Source organism: Moraxella macacae 0408225 (assembly GCF_000320365.1).
Lineage (GTDB): Bacteria > Pseudomonadota > Gammaproteobacteria > Pseudomonadales > Moraxellaceae > Faucicola > Faucicola macacae.
This window is the reverse complement of the sequence record NZ_ANIN01000001.1, coordinates 1,073,863-1,093,932: the sequence shown is the minus strand read 5'-3', so window position 1 is coordinate 1,093,932 and position 20,070 is coordinate 1,073,863. Positions and strand designations below refer to the sequence as shown.

The 20,070-nt window shown below is 39.3% G+C and carries 14 protein-coding genes and 4 tRNA genes; 4 read left to right on the top strand and 14 right to left on the bottom strand.

The window, feature by feature from the left end; all coding sequences use genetic code 11:
* Positions 1 to 37: 37 nt before the first annotated feature.
* Both MOMA_RS04980 and MOMA_RS04975 read right to left on the bottom strand, forming a co-directional pair.
* On the bottom strand, positions 38 to 2,326 hold the full coding sequence (locus MOMA_RS04980; protein WP_040625103.1) for a capsular polysaccharide biosynthesis protein: 2,289 nt from the start codon (positions 2,324 to 2,326) through the stop codon (positions 38 to 40).
* 48 nt (positions 2,327 to 2,374) lie between these two features.
* Positions 2,375 to 3,664, bottom strand: coding sequence for a molybdopterin molybdotransferase MoeA (locus tag MOMA_RS04975; RefSeq protein WP_040625102.1), 1,290 nt, complete (start codon positions 3,662 to 3,664; stop codon positions 2,375 to 2,377).
* A 216-nt stretch (positions 3,665 to 3,880) separates the two neighbouring features.
* Between MOMA_RS04975 and MOMA_RS04970 the strand changes: the two genes are divergently transcribed.
* The 3 genes from MOMA_RS04970 to fic all read left to right on the top strand — a co-directional run bounded on the left by MOMA_RS04970 (position 3,881) and on the right by fic (position 6,506).
* On the top strand, positions 3,881 to 5,005 hold the full coding sequence (locus MOMA_RS04970; RefSeq protein ID WP_009767512.1) for an extracellular solute-binding protein: 1,125 nt from the start codon (positions 3,881 to 3,883) through the stop codon (positions 5,003 to 5,005).
* 123 nt (positions 5,006 to 5,128) lie between these two features.
* Positions 5,129 to 5,205, top strand: a tRNA-Pro gene (locus tag MOMA_RS04965).
* Between the two features lie 212 nt (positions 5,206 to 5,417).
* Positions 5,418 to 6,506, top strand: coding sequence for a protein adenylyltransferase Fic (fic, locus tag MOMA_RS04960; protein WP_009767511.1), 1,089 nt, complete (start codon positions 5,418 to 5,420; stop codon positions 6,504 to 6,506).
* 202 nt (positions 6,507 to 6,708) lie between these two features.
* Here fic and MOMA_RS04955 read toward each other — a convergent pair.
* From MOMA_RS04955 to MOMA_RS04945, 3 genes are all read right to left on the bottom strand, one after another.
* Positions 6,709 to 6,785 (bottom strand) — tRNA-Asp (locus tag MOMA_RS04955).
* Positions 6,786 to 6,822: 37 nt separating this feature from the next.
* Positions 6,823 to 6,898, bottom strand: a tRNA-Val gene (locus MOMA_RS04950).
* 126 nt (positions 6,899 to 7,024) lie between these two features.
* Positions 7,025 to 7,507: a glutathione peroxidase gene (locus MOMA_RS04945; RefSeq protein WP_009767510.1), complete on the bottom strand. Its 483-nt coding sequence runs from the start codon at positions 7,505 to 7,507 to the stop codon at positions 7,025 to 7,027.
* 251 nt (positions 7,508 to 7,758) lie between these two features.
* Between MOMA_RS04945 and MOMA_RS04940 the strand changes: the two genes are divergently transcribed.
* A complete protein-coding gene (locus tag MOMA_RS04940) occupies positions 7,759 to 9,306 on the top strand; it encodes an aminotransferase class I/II-fold pyridoxal phosphate-dependent enzyme (RefSeq protein WP_040624831.1) in 1,548 nt (515 codons plus the stop codon).
* A gap of 51 nt (positions 9,307 to 9,357) precedes the next feature.
* Here the strand turns inward: MOMA_RS04940 and MOMA_RS04935 are convergent, their stop codons facing one another.
* From MOMA_RS04935 to nagZ, 9 genes are all read right to left on the bottom strand, one after another.
* A complete protein-coding gene (locus MOMA_RS04935) occupies positions 9,358 to 10,683 on the bottom strand; it encodes an ATP-grasp domain-containing protein (RefSeq protein WP_009767508.1) in 1,326 nt (441 codons plus the stop codon).
* Positions 10,684 to 10,693: 10 nt separating this feature from the next.
* A complete protein-coding gene (locus tag MOMA_RS04930) occupies positions 10,694 to 11,611 on the bottom strand; it encodes a hypothetical protein (protein WP_152411767.1) in 918 nt (305 codons plus the stop codon).
* Positions 11,612 to 12,075: 464 nt separating this feature from the next.
* Positions 12,076 to 13,005: a tRNA pseudouridine(55) synthase TruB gene (gene truB / locus MOMA_RS04920; protein WP_009767507.1), complete on the bottom strand. Its 930-nt coding sequence runs from the start codon at positions 13,003 to 13,005 to the stop codon at positions 12,076 to 12,078.
* Entirely contained in the window at positions 13,002 to 13,388 is a 387-nt protein-coding gene (locus MOMA_RS04915; RefSeq protein WP_009767506.1) for a ribosome-binding factor A, read from the bottom strand. Before MOMA_RS04915 ends, truB begins: the two co-directional genes overlap by 4 nt.
* A gap of 200 nt (positions 13,389 to 13,588) precedes the next feature.
* Entirely contained in the window at positions 13,589 to 16,405 is a 2,817-nt protein-coding gene (infB, locus tag MOMA_RS04910; protein WP_009767505.1) for a translation initiation factor IF-2, read from the bottom strand.
* 12 nt (positions 16,406 to 16,417) lie between these two features.
* A complete protein-coding gene (nusA, locus tag MOMA_RS04905; RefSeq protein ID WP_009767504.1) occupies positions 16,418 to 17,902 on the bottom strand; it encodes a transcription termination factor NusA in 1,485 nt (494 codons plus the stop codon).
* 143 nt (positions 17,903 to 18,045) lie between these two features.
* Positions 18,046 to 18,546, bottom strand: a complete 501-nt coding sequence (locus tag MOMA_RS04900) for a ribosome maturation factor (protein WP_009767503.1) — start codon at positions 18,544 to 18,546, stop codon at positions 18,046 to 18,048.
* A gap of 271 nt (positions 18,547 to 18,817) precedes the next feature.
* A tRNA-Met gene (locus MOMA_RS04895) sits at positions 18,818 to 18,894 on the bottom strand.
* A 73-nt stretch (positions 18,895 to 18,967) separates the two neighbouring features.
* Positions 18,968 to 20,020, bottom strand: coding sequence for a beta-N-acetylhexosaminidase (gene nagZ / locus MOMA_RS04890; protein ID WP_009767502.1), 1,053 nt, complete (start codon positions 20,018 to 20,020; stop codon positions 18,968 to 18,970).
* Positions 20,021 to 20,070 lie beyond the last annotated feature (50 nt).

Here is a 20,070-nt window from a genome sequence, read left to right as displayed (position 1 = left end):
TGGTGGCGGTTTTGCGTCATTATACGTTATCAACCGTCTATTTTGTTTGTAATTTTTGTAAAATTAACTGTCTGGATTGCATAAATTTATGCAAGGTGGTGTTTTTTAGGGCTTGGCGATATTGAGACAAGCGGCTGCGTTTGGATTTTTGGCGGTTATTGCCAGCTTTGGTGTATAAAAATGCGATCACATCTTCTACTTGTGCCAACCCATAACCATTTGGAATACGATACAGCGGATAATCAATCAATGTGGCATAAATTAATTGATTTAAAGTTAACGGTTTGGATCGGTGGCGACGGTTTTTTGTCATATTTGTAACTGAATTTTGGGCTTTATCAACGGTTAAGCCCCAACCGGCATAAAACGGAAACCCATAACAAGTTACCAAAATACCGCGCAACAACGCCTCAAACCCCGTCAATGAACTGATGGTATGCACCTCATCTATCACGTCCAAACAATCGGCAATTTTGGCATCTGTTACTACTTTATCGGCAAATTGATACATATCATCATCGCTAATTTTGCCAAAACGCAAGCCCGCCTGCACATCTGGGTGCGGTTTATACACGATATAAGCACAAGGATTGCTCTCTCGCACCGCTTTTAACAAAGCCAAATTGGTTTTAATATCCCCTGCACACAGCTTAACCGACATGTCATCTTCTACTTGACCGACGACTAAAATTTTAGTTTTAGCGGTATGCAAGGATAATTTTTCGGTTTTGCCAACATTGTATTTGCTTACCTGATAAGTTAACAGCGTATGTTTCAACCGCTCAATGCGCAAGTTTTGTTCATCGGTTAACCGAGCAATATTTTTTAACAAAATCTCCAAATCACTGGGCTTGGTGGCGTTATAATAAATGCCTGTTTTATCAAGCACCACTGACAAAGGTTCAATCAAATCCGCCCCCAAACCATTAGAGCGAATAAAACCATCTTCCATGCACCAAATTTGTGTCAATGCGTTTGGTTTTTGTGTGCTTGGTTTTTGTGTGCTTAGTTTGTGCATCAACTGGCGTTTTTTGCCAAAACCCCAAACCAAAAAAGGATAGGTTTTTGGAAATTTTAAATGATTTTTGTCAAAAATCGTGCGTGGTTCTAGGCGCGGTTTATAAAACAAATTCACATCAGACAATTGTACAAACTGGCTTACAAAGTTTTTTTTCCAAAAACTAATGTGATACGCTGTCATTTGCTTGGGTAATTTTTGTTGCCAATTGCGATTGGTGATTAGCCAATCCAACACTTGTTCAATTTGGCATGCCTGTCCTGTCGCAGGGTTGGCATAATGACTGTATTGACAATAACAGGCATCAAACAATTCAGCAAGTGTCGGCTGTTTTTTTGCCCCACGCCGTTGCCAAACTGCCTGGTAACTGATCTTGTCAAGGTTACTGTCATCGGTAAGCCCCCAGCCACTATACCACGCCAAACCAAAACAATGCACCGTTTTGCCAAGCATCAAGGCCTCAAAACCCATGTGCGAACTGACGGTATAAACCTCATCTATATGCTCAAGCAATTCAATCGGATTGACATTGCTGTGAATAAATTTAACATTGGTTGCTAAATTGTTGTTTGTTTCACTGTTGTTGTTTTTTTCACTATCGGCAATAAGTTTGGTCAAATAGCCAATACCTGCAGGGTGGGCTTTGATCCAAATCACAGCCTTCGGGTGTTGGTTTTGTGCTGTTTGTAGCATTTTCAAAAAGGCAGCAGCATTTGCACCTGCACCACGGATAGATTGATCGCCTGCTACTTGGTCAATTAGTAAGATATTTGCTTGGGTTTTATTAAGGTTTAATGCACTTAATGTGCCTGATTTTGGTGCGGTATTGTATTTAGATAACCGCTCTTTAACGATTTTATTGATTAAAAAATGTGCATATTTTTCTTTATTTTGTGTTAAGTTATTATTAATAATTAACGTTTCTAATAAAGACGGCTTTTGACTGTCAAAATAAATACCAAGCGGATCAATCACAAGGCTACACGCATAACGACTGCCCTGCCCTGTGTCAAGCGAACGCAAAAAACCATCTTCTAAAGTCAGGACGGGTATGTTTAGCACTTTGGCAAGCACGCTTGCTTTTCGGTGGCTTTTTTTACGCCCCCAACCAAGCAAATAATCAGGCTTATCCGTTAAATTTAACGCCTGTTTTAACAACGTTTTTGCACTTACCTGCTGAATTTTTACATCTGTTTTTTTTGTATCTGTTTTTTTTGCATCTGTTTGTTGAAAACTTGTCAGATATTGAGCAAGCAAATGGTTGTTTTTGACAATACCTTGACCCAACACGGCATATTTGATTGCCATTTTTGACCCATATTTTTTGATTGTAAAGATTGGCATTATACCAACTTTTTAGCCAAAATTCCAATCAAACACCTCAATCATAACCTTATCACCCACATTAACACCAGTACACTCAGCAGGCAATATCAACAAGCAATTGGCTTTGGTTAATTGTTTCACGCGGTGAGAGTCTTGAGGATCAAACGGCGTAACAACAAATTCTGCATGAGCATTTTGGCTAAAATATGCTCGCTGAAATTCTTGGCGACGCCCTTTTTTGATAATTTGTTTTTGACAAACGGCACTCAATTGTAGCGTTTTTGGCAAATCGTCATCTTTACAGCCTGTCAATTGCCAAAGTGCAGGACGAACAAATTGTAAACAACCAACAACCGTAGACAAAGGATTGCCAGGCAACCCAAAATACAACACTTGTTTACTATCTGTGTTAAACTCACCAAACACAAACGGTTTTCCAGGTTTCATCAATACCTTATAATGGTTAATTTTGCCTAAATTATCCACAACCGTCGTCAAAAAATCATAATCACCAACTGACACGCCAGCACTACTGATAATCACATCGCATTCATGAATGGCAAGTTTAACCGCTTGAGTGGTTTTTTCTAAATCATCAGGAATAATGTCATAATCATGGATTTTTATTGGCAAATAACTAAGCAGTGTTTTTAACGTGGGTGTGTTAGAATTATAAATCTGGGCCAAATGTTTTAAGGGTTCGCCAATATTCACAAGCTCATCACCGGTTGCCAAAATCCCAACTGTCAACGGCTTAACAACCGTTACGCTTGAAATACCTAAGTTGGCAAGCAATGAAATATCACTGGGATTTAGACGTTTGCCAGCCTCCAATACAGTCTCATTTTGCACAATTTCCTCGCCTTGTTTGCGAATGTTTGCACCCAAATTGGCAGGTTTGGTTAAGGTGATTGTATAGGGTTTTGTTTTGTCAATCTTATGATTCATCGGTGCAAAATCGGTATCTTCTTGCATAACCACTGTATCACAGTCAGTTGGCACAACCGCCCCTGTAAAAATACGAACCGCTTGATTGGCAACACACTCCCCCAAAAACGGCGATCCTGCACAAGATTCACCGATCACATCAAACACGCTATTTTCAGCCAAATCCGCACCTTTGCATAAAGCAAAACCGTCCATTGCCGATAGGTTTTGGCGAGGCAAATCCAAACTTGATGCAACATCATTTGCCACAATATGATTGACAGCTTGCAAGGTTGGCAATTTAATCCACTCACGCTTGGCAATGGGAAAATTTTGGTTATAAATCTCACAGCGGTGAAAAATAGCCGCTTTTAGTTCAGATACAGTTATCATCTTTTGACCTTTTGTTGTAAACTTAGTTGTTGTAAAATCGCTTGTTGTAAACTCGTGTATTGTAAACTCGTGTATTGTAAACTCGTGTATTGTAAAATCATTGCTAAAATAATCGATGTTTGCTAAAAAATCCATACTTCTTTAGGGTGGTTTTTAATCAATTTTTAGTTTTATTAAAAGCATGGATTAAAATTTGTTAAACAAGGTGTGTCTGGTATGTTGCGTTTTTTTATAGATCGTTTTGTAACTGATTTTTTTGTAACCTTGCAAATGTTTTGGCGTTTATTGTACCAAAACGCTGTTGTGCTTGGTGCATGGGTTTTACTGTTTGACTTAACCGCTTGTCAACCCAGCAATAAACCAAATCATTCCGCCACTACAAACACAACTACCAACCAAAAAACAGCAAACACCATCACATTATACACATCGGTGAATAAAAAAAATCTTACAATATTGTTAAAAGAATTTTCACAACAAACAGGCATTCAAACCAAAATTATCCACGATCAACCCATGTCTATCATGGCAAGGTTACAAGCAGAAGGCGATCACAGCTCTGCAGATATGGTATTAACCGAAGATGTCGGCGTGTTACAAAATGGGATTAAGCACGATCTGCTACAGCCGTTTAAGATCAAAAATACCAACACAGTCATGCCAGATCGTTTTCAAGATCCAAGCAACCATTGGCTTGCGTTGTCGTATTTTGCCAAAGTGGTTGTTTTTAACAACAAATTATTGACAAAACAAGATTTTAGCAGTTACGCGGATTTGGCAGAAGCAAAATGGTATCAAAAACTATGCCTCACGCAAGCTTCTTATCCATCAAACAGCAGTTTTGTTGTGGATTTAATCACTCAATTGGGTGATAACAACGCCAAAAAAACGCTATCAGGCTATCAAAAAAACTTGACTGCATCTGTGTGGCTCAATGACAACGCGGTATTAAGAGCAATTGAAAGTGGCAAATGCCAAGCAGGGTTGGTTAGCAGTCATCATTACGCCGACTACCAAAAATCTCACCCAACCACATCACTACAATTGGCATGGATAAATTCTGATCATGAGGGCGTACACACCAACATTATGGCAATTGCCCTACCAAAAACCGCTCCCAATCCAAAACTGGCATTACAACTTGCCAATTGGCTGACAGATAAAAAACAGCAAGGCTTGTTTGCCGACATCAGCCACACTTTTCCCATAAATCCGCAAGCAGAAATACCAGCATTGCTAACTTCTTGGGGTGAATTTAAACCCAGCGACATTGCTGTTAGTGAGTATGCCAATAAGCAAGAACAAGCCTTTTTGTTAATGAAGTTGGCAAATTATCCCTAAGCTGTTTATCCTTAATCTGTTGTCAATTAACCTGCTTTAAAACCAAACCCAAATTAATTTGATAAAAAACTTGCAAATTTTATAAATGTTGTTAAAATAATGTTGTTAAAAAAGCAACTCTTTCGGGGCGTAGCGCAGTCTGGTAGCGCACTTGCATGGGGTGCAAGGGGTCGCGAGTTCAAATCCCGCCGTTCCGACCAAACTACTAAGGGTGTTCGTTATTGTTTACGAACACCCTTTTATTTATGTTTTTTATGTTAGGGGCTACAACAGAGTTTTTTTATACCAAAACTGAAGCCTTATGTTTATGTTTTTGGGTTTTTTAAACATGATGAGTGGTATATGTTTACGCCATCAACATATTCATGCTATCATGTTTATATTTTTTGATTTTATAAACATGAGAAGCCCCATGAGTTTTAACCCAAACACACCGTACAATACATTACCCCCATTACCGCCGTTGACTGATGTAGAAACCAAAGCAATTTTAAAGTTATGTGTGGCAGCCAGGGCAAGTTTGGCAGGGCTAAAGCAGGCAGGCGATCTAATTCCCAATCAAGCCATGCTAATTAATATCATTCCCCTTTTAGAAGCACAAGGCAGTAGCGAAATTGAAAACATTGTTACCACCACCGATAAACTTTTTCGATATGCCTACAATGACAATGTAGCAGACCATGCCACCAAAGAAGCCTTACGCTATCGCACCGCCCTTTATAACGGCATTACCGCCATTAAACAACGCCCTTTGAGTGCTCAAACGGCTTTACATATATGCCAAACCATCAAAGGTGCAACCCTTGACATACGCCACAACAAAGGCACAATCTTACAAAACAATTTAAAGCAAACCATTTACACCCCACCTGATGATCCAAACGCTATCAAAGCATTATTGGCTAATTGGGAGCAGTTTTTGCACGCAGATGATGATTTAGATCCATTGGTAAAAATGGCAATCGCTCATTATCAATTTGAAGCCATACACCCTTATTTTGATGGCAACGGCAGAACAGGGCGAATTATTAATATTTTATATTTGATTGATAAAGGCTTGCTGGATTTACCTATTTTGTATTTAAGTCGTTATATCATCAATAACAAGGCAGGTTATTACAATGGGCTTTTGGGCGTTACCAAAGACAATGACTGGCAAACATGGCTTGAGTACATGCTAAACGCCATCAAAGAAACAAGCGATTGGACAACTGCTAAAATTTTGGCAATTAAACAACTGCACCAAAACACCGCTGATATTATCAAAAGCAAAACGAGTAAAATTTATAGCCGTGAATTGGTAGATGTAATTTTTGAAATGCCTTATTGTCGTATCAATAACTTAGTAGATAAAGGCATTGCCAAACGTCAAACCGCCAGTAACTATCTAAGTAAGTTGGTAGAGATTGACGTATTGAAAGAATTACAGGCAGGCAAAGAAAAATTGTTTATTAACCCAAAATTAATGGCATTATTGCACAGTGCTGATAATGTTTGGTAAGGTATTGTTATTCACAAAATTTTTTTAAAAACCTTAACCAATACACAAGAATTAAAGGCTATCATCTGATAGCTTTTTTGTTGTGTGATGGTATTTGTAAAACCATAAAAACGTTTTAATACTCAAACCCACGAAAAAATCACCCACGAAAAAAACCTCAAATCAGGGGAGATTTGAGGCATAAAATTTTAAAACGGTAAAATGGCGCAGCGGACGGGACTCGAACCCGCGACCCCCGGCGTGACAGGCCGGTATTCTAACCAACTGAACTACCACTGCAAGTAGTTTTTAAAATCCAATTCATTTAACATCTAAATGGTGGGTCGTGACGGATTCGAACCGCCGACATTCTGCGTGTAAGGCAGACGCTCTACCAACTGAGCTAACGACCCAATGTCTTTGTGTGGTGCGTATTATAAAGGTTTTTATAAAAAGATCAAGCATTATATTTAAAAATTTTCATTTATTTTCAAAATAATTTAAAAAACCATATAAATCAATTGGTTACAAAAAAACAGTTATAAAATTTTTACAATATCAGCACCAATTTCTTCAGGTTTTGTCGTTGGAGCATAACGATTCACCACTTCACCATCACGATTGATTAAAAACTTGGTAAAATTCCACTTAATCTCATCTGTCAAAATCCCCTTACCACGTTTTTGTGATTTTAAAAACCGATACACAGGGTGCGTTTGATCGCCCTTTACATTGATTTTTGCCATCATCGGAAAACTTACGCCATAATTAAGTTTACAAAACTCACCAATTTTGACATTTGTATCAGGTTCTTGTTGTCCAAATTGATTGCACGGAAAACCAATAACCACCAAACCTTGCTGTTGGTATTGTTCAAACAAGGCCTGTAAGCCTTGATATTGTGAGGTAAATCCGCATTTGCTGGCGGTATTGACAATCAAAACCACGCGATCCATTAATTGAGAAAATTCAAAATTTTGCCCTGTTATATCGATCGCCGACAATTGATAAAAATCTGACATTTCGCTTCCTTGGTGATTAAAAAGCATTCAACAACACAGAACAACTAGAAAATAGAACCGCTAGAAATTCTGACAATTGGCATACAGCCAACCAATGTTGTAACCAAAAATTGTAACCAAAATTAATTTTTCTTGCTTTTAGCCAAAAATAAGATAGAATAATTACAGAAAATTTTTATAAAAGAAAGTTTTTCTGACAATTACCCATTTATCTGTTTATTGTAACCATCTGTTTATTGTAATACAAAATTATGGCAACGACAATACTTTCTCAAGCCGAACGCTTAAGCAAATTACGCAAAGCCAAAGGACTAACCACCGCCGAGCTTGCAAAACTTATGACCCAAGCAGGGGCAAAAATCAGCCGTGCAGGAATTTCTAACTGGGAAAATGGCAAAAACGGCATCGTATCAAGCAAACTTCCTGTGTTGGCAAAGATCCTTGGTTGCAGTGAAAGCTATTTATTATCAGGCACAAACACCCCAACCGACCTTGATAAATCCATGATGAAACCAAACTTTAAACACAATTTAACCAATTTTAACCAAAACCCTAAAGGTGATCTTATGCAGCCCTTAAAAAAATCATCAAAATTACAAAACGTTTGTTACGACATTCGTGGGCCTTTATTACAAAAAGCACAAGCAATGGAAGTGCAAGGGCATAAAATCATCAAACTAAATATTGGCAATCCTGCACCATTTAACCTTGACGCTCCGCAAGAAATTCTGTCAGATGTTGCCATTAATTTAACCAGTGCAACAGGCTATTCGGATTCTAAGGGGATTTTTTCCGCTCGCAAAGCAATTTTGCAGTATTATCAAGGCAAAGGCTTGTATGAGGCGGTAGATATCAATGATGTGTATGTGGGCAACGGCGTTTCAGAACTGATTATGATGACCATGCAGGCGTTACTCAATGACGGCGATGAGGTACTCATTCCGATGCCTGACTATCCGCTATGGACGGCATCGGCAAATTTGGCAGGCGGACGGGCAGTGCATTATTTGTGCGATGAAGAGAACAATTGGCAACCTGACATTGATGACATTGAAAGTAAAATCAGTGAACGCACCAAAGGCATCGTGGTAATCAATCCAAACAACCCAACAGGGGCGTTATATTCTACTGAAAATTTGCAAAAAATCGCAACTTTGGCTGAAAAATACAACCTTGTGCTGATGGCCGATGAAATTTATGACCGCGTGTTGTATGACGATGTGGTACATACGCCTCTTTGTACTTTAGCCAAAAACTGTTTGGTATTAAGCTACAATGGTTTGTCAAAATCACACCGAATTGCTGGCTTTCGATCAGGTTGGCTGATGATTTCTGGCAAAAAAGACCACGCTACAGACTTTATTGAGGGTTTAACCATGCTATCATCTATGCGCCTGTGTGCCAACGTACCTGCACAACACGCGATTCAAACAGCCGTGGGCGGCTATCAAAGCATGCAAGCTCTAACCGCACCAACAGGACGACTATACAAGCAACGCGAAATTGCAGTTAACCGTCTCAACGCCATTAAAGGCATCAGTTGCACCATGCCCCAAGGAGCGTTTTACTGTTTTCCAAAAATAGACCGCACCGTATACCCAATTGAAGATGACATGCAGTTTTTAATGCAATTGCTAGAAGAAGAAAAAGTACTCATGGTACAAGGCACAGGCTTTAACTGGCATAAACCTGATCATTTTCGCGTGGTATTTTTACCCAACGAAGTGGATTTAAACGAAGCCATGGATAGGCTTGAGCGCTTTTTTGCCAAAAAACGGCGAGAATTTAACACCGATTAAATCACAAATTAAAAAACCTAAACATCAACAAAACTTATTGACAACATACAGTCAATTGATACTTTTGATGCTTTTGATACTTTCGTTAAACATTGTTCTTAATTTATTTTCATCAGTATCAGAGGTTTCTCCCACCAAACATACCAAAACAGGGCAAGTTAACAGATCTACCGTTACAGGCATGGGTTCATCAGCAAGAATTTTGACTGTATAAAAACTGGGTAACTGTTGAATTTTTGATAAAAATAATGACTTGTCCAGTTTGTTTTGTTGTTGATAATTCACCAAAAACACCACTTTGGCTTTATTGAAAAGTTTGGCATAAGAGTCATTTTGTGCATTGTTGCAAACTTGTGCATTGTTGCAAACTTGCGTGTTGTAATAAACTTGTGCATTGTGATAAACTTGTGTGCTGTGATAAACTTTCGTCAAATCTTGCATTAAATAATTTGCAACGCTTAATTCAAGCAAATTTGGTTGGTAACATTGCTCAAAAATAATCGGTGCAACTCCGCCGTGAAGCCTTGCTCCCATTTCAATCATCACCGGATCAATATAGCCATCAGCACTGGGCTGTGCCAACAATTCCATATGCACCGCTCCAAATTTCACCTCCAGTGCTTGAGTACATTGTTGTGCATATTGAATAATAGCTTGATATTGTTTATCTGTGATATCCAACATTTGCATATTTTCATAAACAAAACGACTGCCATTGTGATAACCTTTTTTATAAACACACAAGCTACACACAAAAATGCTATCATTTTGTACAACCATATCTACAACAAATTCATCGCCGATTTCAAATGACTGTAAAATATAATGGTCATTTTTAATCCCAAGTGCGTTTTTCATTTCCCAATCAAGGGTTTTGATATGATCAAAAAGCGTGTTTTTATTGGCAAAAAACATAACGCCATCACTGCCTGCTGAATTTACCGGTTTTAGAATATAGCCACTTTGACTTTCAAACACACAATCTGTGTCATGATTAATAAGCTGACTTTTAATGTGTTTTAAGCCTTGCTGTTTTAAAGCATTTTGCATCACAAATTTATCGCGGCGTTTTTGGCTGCTGTGTACAGAATTTCCGGCTACACCAAAATACTTAGCCAGTTGCTCACCAACGATAACCCCTGTTTCTGCACCAATCACCACTGCCAAAATTTCATCTTTATGAAATTTTTCTTGGCATTCTTGTGGCAAATACATGCTTTTATTGACAAAATACGTGTTGTCAAAACCAAAATAACCCGCATCGATATCAGCATTGGCAAGCACTGCATAGCATTGGTAGCCCAGTTCATAGAATTTTTTTGCATACAAAGCACCAGTAGAAAAAGGATCCACAATCAAAATTTTGTCTTTAACCATAAATGCACTCCTAATTTGGGGATTTTTTGCTTATAAAAAGCATGGCAACATAAAATACAGCAACGATAAATGCCGTCAATGGTAAGAATAGTTGTGCAACAGTTACGTTAGACGTACTGGCTAATATGTAACCAAATATCAAACTTGCAACTGCTTGAAACATCGTATAAAAAACAGCACTGCTTTGACCGATAAAGGCGGCTTGTTCGGTGGTTTTTGCCAACAATGACAGTTTTTCTCGCACCAAAATTCTAATGCTATTGATAAAAATGCCAATACAAAAACACACGGCCAACGATACAATTTTAACGCCAGACATCACAAATATCAGATCAGCAAAAATTAAACAAATTGCCATAAACAAACAATGTTTGGTGTTGCTTTTTAAAAAAACTGCACAAAATGCCCCTGCTCCAGCAAAAGCACTGGACAGACCAAAATCTTGAGCGCTCCAGTGTTTAATCTCTTGAAATATAATAGGCGTGGTTAAATTAAAACTGGTGATGTGAATGCCAATAAAACCTAAGATAAAGCACAATAAATAAAGGTATTTTTTATTTAACATCTGAATTTGATTTGTGAGTATTGGGTTTTTATTGGCAATTTTATTGTTGATTTGCAGAAAATCTGAATTTTTTATCCAAGTGATAAAAATACCTGCAAAGAAAATGTCTATAACAACAATGCTTGTCATAGCGTAAAAAAAGGACAGATGGTTTAACAGCACCCCTCCTATCATCGCTCCGCCAAATGCACCGATTTGTATCACAGTTTGCATATATCTTGAGGCTTTATTTGCCAAAATAACCTTGTTTACCACAAGATGATTGTTATAAGTCTCATAATTGCTTAATATACTAACGCCCAATATTCCAGAGATTAATGCAAGACCGATAAAACTATAAATAGACGGATTCAGTGCCGACAAAACAAAAACAATGGCGTAAAAAAAATGCGTGAAAGCATTAAATTATGAGTAGAAAGAGATAATAAATTGATTTTGGAAATTTTTTTTAGTATGAATGGAATGATGGTACTCACACATAATATCAAACCTAGGATTAATGGATTTTTGGTTATCTGATAAGACAGCCAAATCACCATAATAAGTAATGCCATATCACTAAAATAAAAGACAATCAAGGCACCGTAGAATTTTTTTAAATCCATAGTCTTTAGTCCTTATTTATTTTTTGTGATAGGATAGGTAGCATAGTAACTTTTTAACCTTGTACAAATTAACCTGAACAAATTAACCTTGCATAAAGCATTCTAAATACAAAAATTGCCAAAAATATTTTAGCATTATATCAAATATTGTAACAAGTACAAGTCTTTTGTAAAATTATTTTATATAATGGTTAATTTTTGTATATAATCTGCTTAGCAAAATTAAACATTTACCAACTTTAACGGCTGCAAACGCCCATTAGGCTCCAAACTTGCCACACCCAAAAATTTACCATTGGCAGTAAACAGACGAATTTCTTGAGTGGTATCAGCCAAAACATTTTGTGCAAGGGCGTGATTTTTTACATTTAAACGCTGTCCTTGTAAAGTTCTTACGCTTTGTTCATCGTTTAACACAAGTTTTGGCAAAAATTTGACACATGCATCAATGGGCTTTAACCACTCAAATCGCTGTGCAAAATCCAGCCGCTCCAGTGCATCGAGCGTGATTGCATTTACAATATCAAAATTGCCTGTTTTGATACGCCGTAAAGCAACCAAATGCCCAAGCGTGCCAAGCGATCTAGCAATATCCTCACCCAGTACACGCACATAAGTCCCTTTAGAACAAGTAACCACTAATTTTAGTAAATCTTTATCAATCAATGCCAATTTTAAGCTAAAAATCTCAATTTCACGAGCTTTGCGTTCTATTTGTATGCCTTGACGTGCCAATTCGTAAAGTTTTTTGCCATCTTTTTTGAGGGCAGAATACATGGGTGGAATTTGCGGTATTATGCCTAAAAATTGGTTGGTAACTTTTTGCAACGTATCAGGGTGGATTGGCAAAACCTCTTTGGTTGCAATAATTTGGCCATCAGCATCGCCTGTGTCGGTTTTTGCTCCAAGTTTGACAATCGCTTCATAGGTTTTGTTGGCATCCAGTTGATAATGACTAAATTTGGTCGCCTCGCCCAAACAAATTGGCAAAAGCCCTGTTGCCATAGGATCAAGCGTGCCTGTATGCCCTGCTTTTTTGCTGTTAAAAATGGGTGATTTTAGCAAAAACTTAACTTTTGATACCACTTGTTGCGAGGTTAAACCTTGTGGTTTGTCAATCAAAATCACCCCTGAAACGATGGTTTTGGTCATAATTGGTTGTCTTGTTCGCTTTTTTGTACGGCTTTTGAGATTAAATTCATCATATAATTGCTGTTGGCGGTGATTTCATCATAATGAAAACGCAAGCGTGGCGTGGTGCGTGTGCGTAAAATATGGCTAAGTTCAGTGCGTAAAAAGCCAGCTGCTTTATTCAATATCTGTAGACTTTCGCTGTGCAACTCTTTGTCCATGCTGTCATCTTTGTGCATCTCCAAAATGGTAACATAAATATCCGCATAACCCAAATCTGGGCTAATTTTTACGCTTGAAATTGTTACAAGCCCAGTTAAACGCGGATCGTTAATTTCATCACGGATAAGCACCGCCAGTTCTCGTTGAATTTGATCGGCTAAGCGTTGTAAACGTTGATTCATGATTTTTTCCTATCGTATTTTGATAAAACTATCATAGTTTTGATAAAAATAGTTTTGATAAAAAAAGCCTAATTATCAAACAATTAGACTTTTTTTCGTGTCAATTTTAGCTATTTACCATTAATCACTGTTGCTATTATAATTGTTTACTATTAATAGCTCATAGCTCATAGCTTAATTACAACATGGTTATAACATGGTTATAACGTGCGTTTGACTTCGTGAATTTCAAACACTTCGATCTTATCGCCTGCTTGAACTTCGTAACCTTTAACTGCAAGACCGCACTCCATGCCTGCACGCACTTCGGTAACGTCATCTTTAAAACGGCGCAAAGATTGCAATTGGCCGGTGAAAATCACTTTGTCATCACGCAAAACACGGATTGGCTTGTTACGGATAATCGTACCCTCCAATACCATACAACCTGCAGCATAACCAAAACGACTTGAGTGGAATACCTCGCGCACCTCGGCAATGCCTAAGATTTTTTCGCGGTGTTCTGGTGATAATAGGCCACTCATTGCTGCTTTGACATCATCAATCAAGCCATAAATCACACTGTAATAACGGATATCCAAGCCTGCTTCGTCCGCTTTACGGCGAGCAGCACCGTCCGCACGCACGTTAAAACCAAGCAATACCGCTTCACTTGATTCGGCTAATACCACGTCCGATTCTGAAATTGGTCCAACCCCTGATGAAATGACTTTGACTTTAACCTCATCGGTTGACAATTCATCTAAAGCGGATAACAAGGCCTCCAAAGAGCCACGAACATCGGTTTTTAAAATCAAATTCACCGTTGGCAATTTGGCATCGTTCATTTGGTCAAACAGATTTTCAAGGCGAGATTTGGCTTGACGTTCAAGCACACGCTCACGTTCACGCACCATGCGATATTCTGCAACTTCACGGGCACGTTTTTCATCATCAACCACCATAAACTCACTGCCTGCCATTGGCGTATCAGGCAACCCTAAAATTTCAACAGGAATTGATGGACCAGCTGCTGTGATTTTTTTGCCATTTTCATTCATCATAGCACGCACACGGCCATAATATTCACCTGCCAATACCAAGTCGCCTTGTTTTAGCGTACCTTGTTTCACCAAAAGACTGGTAACCGCCCCACGCCCTTTTTCCAAACGCGATTCGATCACAACGCCTTGGGCGGCACCATCTGTTGCAACCTCAAGCTCCATAACTTGGGCTTGCAAATGAATCACGTCCAACAAATCATCAATGCCTTGGCCTGTTAACGCTGACACTTTCACAATTGGCGTATCACCGCCCCACTCTTCAGGAACCACTTCTTTGGTTGTCAAATCATTTAACACGCGATCAGGATCGGCGGTATCTTTGTCAATCTTATTAATTGCAACGATGATCGGCGTGCCTGCTGCACGAGCATGATCGATCGCTTCGGCGGTTTGTGGCATCATACCATCATCGGCTGCAACAACCAAAACCACAATATCGGTCGCTTTTGCCCCACGCGAACGCATGGCCGTAAAAGCTGCATGCCCCGGTGTGTCAAGAAAGGTGATGACGCCTTGCTCGGTTTCTACATGATAAGCACCAATATGTTGCGTAATACCCCCTGCTTCACCTGATGCCACTTTGGTTGAACGGATTTTATCTAATAATGATGTTTTACCATGGTCAACATGCCCCATAATGGTAACCACAGGCGGACGTGCTTGTACATTGCTGCTTTTTTCACCAACCGATTCACGCAATGAATCCTCCACTTGAGTAGAGCTAACCAATACAGGGTGATGCCCCATTTCTTCTACCAATAACGCGGCAGTTTCTTGATCAATGCTTTCAGTTTCGCGTACCAACTCGCCCATTTTCATCAGCATTTTAACCACTTCACGTGCTTTGACTGCCATTTTTTGAGCCAAATCGGCAATGACAATGGTTTCACCAATTTCAACATTATGCACGATTTTTTCCACAGGCTTTTCAAACTTGTGTTTGTTGGCATGTGAAGATTTTAAACCGCGAGCACGATTTTTAACCTCTTGTTCGTTGTCATCATCGCGACGGCGACGGCGGTTTTTATTGGCATTGCTGGTTGATCCGCGTTTTATTTCGCGGCGTTCTTTTTCAAACGAATCTTCTAACGCTTGACCTACCAAGCCCTCTGCCAATGGTTCGCCCGCATCGCGACGCACAACGGTGGTTGACTCACCGTCTTTGTCATCTGAGTATTTACTTGCCATTTGACGCATTTTTTCCAAAGTACGCTGCTGGGCTTCTTCAGCAGATTTACGGCGGTTTTGGGCTTCAATTTGACGCAAACGCTCTTCTTCGGCTTCGCGAATTTTACGTTGTTCGCTGTTTTCTTTTTTAACAGGTTTAACCGCCTTTGTTGGGGCTTTTTTGTCGGCTTTAGCCGTTTTGTTATCCGCTTTTACCGTTTGGGTTTTTGCAGTTTTTGTTGGTGCAATTTCAGTATTTGTGGTTTTGGCATCAGGCTTGGTTATTTTTTTTACCACAACACTTGTGGTATTGCCATCGCTGTGTTTTTTGCCACTATTAAGGTTGGCATACATTGCCGCTAAAGTTGCTTGTTGGCGAGCTTCGGCTTCTTGTCTTGCCTTTTGTTTTTCATCTTGCTGTTTATCAGCTTGTTGTTTGGCAAGCTCTGCCTTTTCTTGCTCTTGTTTTAATGCTTGTTCGCGTTGAGCAAGTTCTTCGGCAATTTTATTGGCATTTGGTTTTTCAAATACCTTTTTTTTACGCACTTCCACGTTAATATTTTTGGCTTTACCCGATGTACCAGTTACTTTTGCGGTTTGAGTGGTTTTGCTTTTTAGGCTAATACGAGATTTTTGCACCTCTCCGTGGCTTTGTTTTAAAAAACCAACCAGTTGTTGCTGTTCAATCTCGGTGACGATGTCATTGTCGCCACGTGCATTTAGCCCTGCATCAACCAGTTGTTTTTTAATCGTATCAACGGTTGTTTGGGTCATCTGTGCAAGTTGTTTGACGGTTTTATCTGCCATTCGTTCACCTTTTTATTCGTTAAACCATGATTCACGGGCCTTCATAATGAGTTGACCTGCGGTTTGTTCATTCAAGCCTTCGATGTCTTTAATGTCAAAAATGGCTTGTTCAGCCAAGTCATCAAGCGTGATAATATCACGTTCAGCCAGCTTATACGCCCACACTTGAGTCATACCCTCAAGTGCCAATAATTCAGGGCTTGGTTCTTTAATGTTTTGTTGTTTCAGCAATTCATCAGCGATCACCGCTTCTTTGGCACGTTCTTGTATTGCATCGATCGCATCGTCGTCTAGCCCATCAATGTCATAGAAAGTTTCAGCGGGCACATACGCCACTTCTTCTAAACTGGTAAAACCAACATCAACCAAGGCTTGTGCCAAATCTTCGTCCACTTCCAAACGGTTGTAAAACAAATCTTTATACACTTTGGTTTCAGATTCTTGACGAGCATTGTATTCATCTTCTAACATCATATTTAAGCGATAACCCGTTAAATCCGATGCCAAACGCACGTTTTGCCCTGCCGATCCAATTGCTCTTGCTAACTGATCATTGGCAATAAAGATAATATCAGCGGTTTTGGTATCTTCATCAAGGATAATTCTGTCAACATCGGCAGGCTCTAACGCACTGATGATATACTGCACAGGATCATCTGACCATACCACCACGTCAATGCGTTCACCCTCAAGCTCCTGTTGTACCGCTTGAATTCGCGTACCACGCATGCCAATACACGCACCAACAGGATCAATGCGATGATCGTTGGTTTTTACCGAAATTTTGGCACGCACGCCCGGTTGACGGGCAACATCACGAATTTCAATAATTTGCTCCGCTATTTCTGGAATTTCTTTTTGCATTAAAGCCGTCAACATCTGTGGTGATGTGCGAGACAATACCAACTGGGCATTGCGATTATCACGATTAACTTGTTCCAAAATCGCATTCACACGGCCTTTTGCACGCAACTGCTCTCTTGGCAACATTTTATCACGAGGCAAATGGGCTTCTACATTATCACCCAAATCAATGATATAGCCATCACGCGTGGATTTTTTTACCTCGCCTGTGATCATCTCACCAATACGATGTTCAAACGCATCGGCCACCAAGGAACGCTCCGCTTCACGGATTTTTTGGATAATCACTTGTTTGGCCTGTGTTGCTGCAATACGCCCAAACTCAATAGACTCAATTTGCTCTTCTTTTACATCACCAATTTGCCAAACCGTTTCATCTAAATCACTGATCGCAAGTTGACAAGCTGGCATTTCATGATCTTCATCAGCCACCACAGTCCAATAACGATAAGTATCATAATCGCCTGTTTTGCGATCAATATGCACACGAATGGCAACTTCTGGTTGTTCAGAGTACACTTTTTTCTTGGTAGAAACCACCAAGGCTTGTTCAATCGCTTGAAAAATATCTTCAGCGTTCAAACCTTTTTCATTGCTTACAGTTTCTACAACGGTTAAAATTTCTTTATTCATAACACTTAAACACCTAAATTATCACCTAATAGGCAAGCATAAATTTAAAATTTAAAACAAACTGGTTAAATTGGTTAATAAGTTAAAAATTGGTTAATAAGTTAAAAATTGGTTAATAAAAACTTAGTTAAATTAACAAAAACTTAGTTAAATTGATAAACCAAATTTGCTTTGTCAATGTTGTCAAACAATACATCAAACTCAAGGTTATCCGCGGTTTTGATATGAATACCATGGTCAATCAACGACACAAGCACACCTTCTACTTTGCGACGTTTGGCATTACCCTCGCCAATTGGGTGAATTAAACGCAAATTTACCACTTCACCCACATACATCGCAAGCTGTTCTGGGCTAAACAAGGAACGATCAAGCCCCGGTGATGACACCTCAAGCATATATTCACCTGCAATCGGATCATGCACATCTAAAACCCCACTGACTTGATGGGTTACACTGGCACAGTCCTCAATGGTAACTTGTCTGCCTGTATGACGATCTTCTGGCAAAGTTTCGATATAAATGCGAAGCAACGACTTACGCCCTTGTGGTACAAACTCAATCCCCCACAAACTCACATCACACGCTATCACAGCAGGTTCAATAATCTGTGTCAGCTCAGCAACTTTGGTTGATAGTTTCATAGTTTCCTTGATAAGTTTTGCTAATAATTTTAACAACAGTTTTTAATAAGATTTATTAATTGTGCAAAAAATTTAAAATTTATCGGTAAATTCAAAACCTTGACCGTTTAAACGCTTGCAAAATTAACCACCAATCAAAAACCAACAGATACAAAAAAACCCACGAACTAAATTGGTGGGTTTAAATCAAAATAATGATGATTTAAATAATTTTGCCAACTTCCTAAAAAGTCATATCAACAAAATTAGCAATACAAAATTAGTAAAATAATGGTAGCGGGGGCTGGATTTGAACCAACGACCTTCGGGTTATGAGCCCGACGAGCTACCAGACTGCTCCACCCCGCATCAACTTAGGCTTGCTATTGTATAAAAGACAGGCAACATTGTCAACCATTATTTGCAAAAAATTTATAAAAACTTAAAAAAATTGGGCTTGAACTCGCTTGGCACTCATCTCCCAACCTTGCCACAACTTAGCAGTTTTTTCCAATGAACCTTGCCAAGTTTTGACATCGGCTTGCATTTTTGCCAAACGCTCGGTGCTTTTTGCTTGGATAAGTTTTGGATTTTTTTGCAAACAATTTAACGCTATGAGTGCCGCTTTCCTATCATTACACACAAGCCCCATATCACAACCTGCCGTCAATGCAGATTTTATGCGCTCGCCTGCATCTCCTACAATGTGAGCGGCTTTCATGGATAAATCGTCAGAAAACAATACCCCATCAAAAGCAAATTTTTGTCGAATAATATGTTGCAACCAAATTTTAGAAAAACCTGCAGGTTTGTTATCAACCTTGCTAAAAATTACATGAGCTGGCATCAGAGCGTTCAACAACGAAAAATTGTTGATAAACGGTTGCATGTCGCATGCCAAAATAGTAGCAAAATCACGTTCATCTATCGCACTGGCAATGTGTGAATCAGGGGCAACCGAACCATGCCCCGGAAAATGCTTGCCTGTGGTTGCCATGCCAACCGATTTCATACCGCGCATAAATTGGGCGGATAACGCAGTAATTGCCAACGGATTTTGGTGAAACGCACGATCACCTATCACCTGACTGACACCATGCACATCTAATACTGGAGCAAAACTAAAATCCACGCCCACCGCCAACACTTCAGTTGCCATCAACACACCACAATCGTAAGCCAATGCCAATGCCAAAACTGGATTTTGCTCAAACAATTCACCCAATTTTCCCATAGCAGGAATGGGCGAAAAACCTTGACGCAACCGTGCCACGCGGCCGCCTTCTTGGTCAACAGCAATCAGTAAATTTGGATTGAGTGCACGCATGCTGTCGGTAAGCTTACGCACTTGCTCTGGGGTTGCCACGTTACGTGCAAACAAAATCACACCGCCAACTTCAGGTTGTGCCAACAATTGCTCATCTTCATAAGTCAATTCAGTGCCTGCCACGTCCAGCATAAGACTGCCAATGGGTTTTAAATTATTGCTTGTCATAATCGTCTCATAATTTAAATTAACTTAAGTTACTATTTATCTTAATTTTA

What these genes read in the sequence shown, in the direction of transcription:
- MOMA_RS04980 (WP_040625103.1), bottom strand. Translation starts at nt 2,326, where the DNA reads ATGGCAATCAAATATGCCGTGTTGGGTCAAGGTATTGTCAAAAACAAC.
- MOMA_RS04975 (WP_040625102.1), bottom strand. Translation starts at nt 3,664, where the DNA reads ATGATAACTGTATCTGAACTAAAAGCGGCTATTTTTCACCGCTGTGAG.
- MOMA_RS04970 (WP_009767512.1), top strand. Translation starts at nt 3,881, where the DNA reads ATGTTGCGTTTTTTTATAGATCGTTTTGTAACTGATTTTTTTGTAACC.
- fic (WP_009767511.1), top strand. Translation starts at nt 5,418, where the DNA reads ATGAGTTTTAACCCAAACACACCGTACAATACATTACCCCCATTACCG.
- MOMA_RS04945 (WP_009767510.1), bottom strand. Translation starts at nt 7,507, where the DNA reads ATGTCAGATTTTTATCAATTGTCGGCGATCGATATAACAGGGCAAAAT.
- MOMA_RS04940 (WP_040624831.1), top strand. Translation starts at nt 7,759, where the DNA reads ATGGCAACGACAATACTTTCTCAAGCCGAACGCTTAAGCAAATTACGC.
- MOMA_RS04935 (WP_009767508.1), bottom strand. Translation starts at nt 10,683, where the DNA reads ATGGTTAAAGACAAAATTTTGATTGTGGATCCTTTTTCTACTGGTGCT.
- truB (WP_009767507.1), bottom strand. Translation starts at nt 13,005, where the DNA reads ATGACCAAAACCATCGTTTCAGGGGTGATTTTGATTGACAAACCACAA.
- MOMA_RS04915 (WP_009767506.1), bottom strand. Translation starts at nt 13,388, where the DNA reads ATGAATCAACGTTTACAACGCTTAGCCGATCAAATTCAACGAGAACTG.
- infB (WP_009767505.1), bottom strand. Translation starts at nt 16,405, where the DNA reads ATGGCAGATAAAACCGTCAAACAACTTGCACAGATGACCCAAACAACC.
- nusA (WP_009767504.1), bottom strand. Translation starts at nt 17,902, where the DNA reads ATGAATAAAGAAATTTTAACCGTTGTAGAAACTGTAAGCAATGAAAAA.
- MOMA_RS04900 (WP_009767503.1), bottom strand. Translation starts at nt 18,546, where the DNA reads ATGAAACTATCAACCAAAGTTGCTGAGCTGACACAGATTATTGAACCT.
- nagZ (WP_009767502.1), bottom strand. Translation starts at nt 20,020, where the DNA reads ATGACAAGCAATAATTTAAAACCCATTGGCAGTCTTATGCTGGACGTG.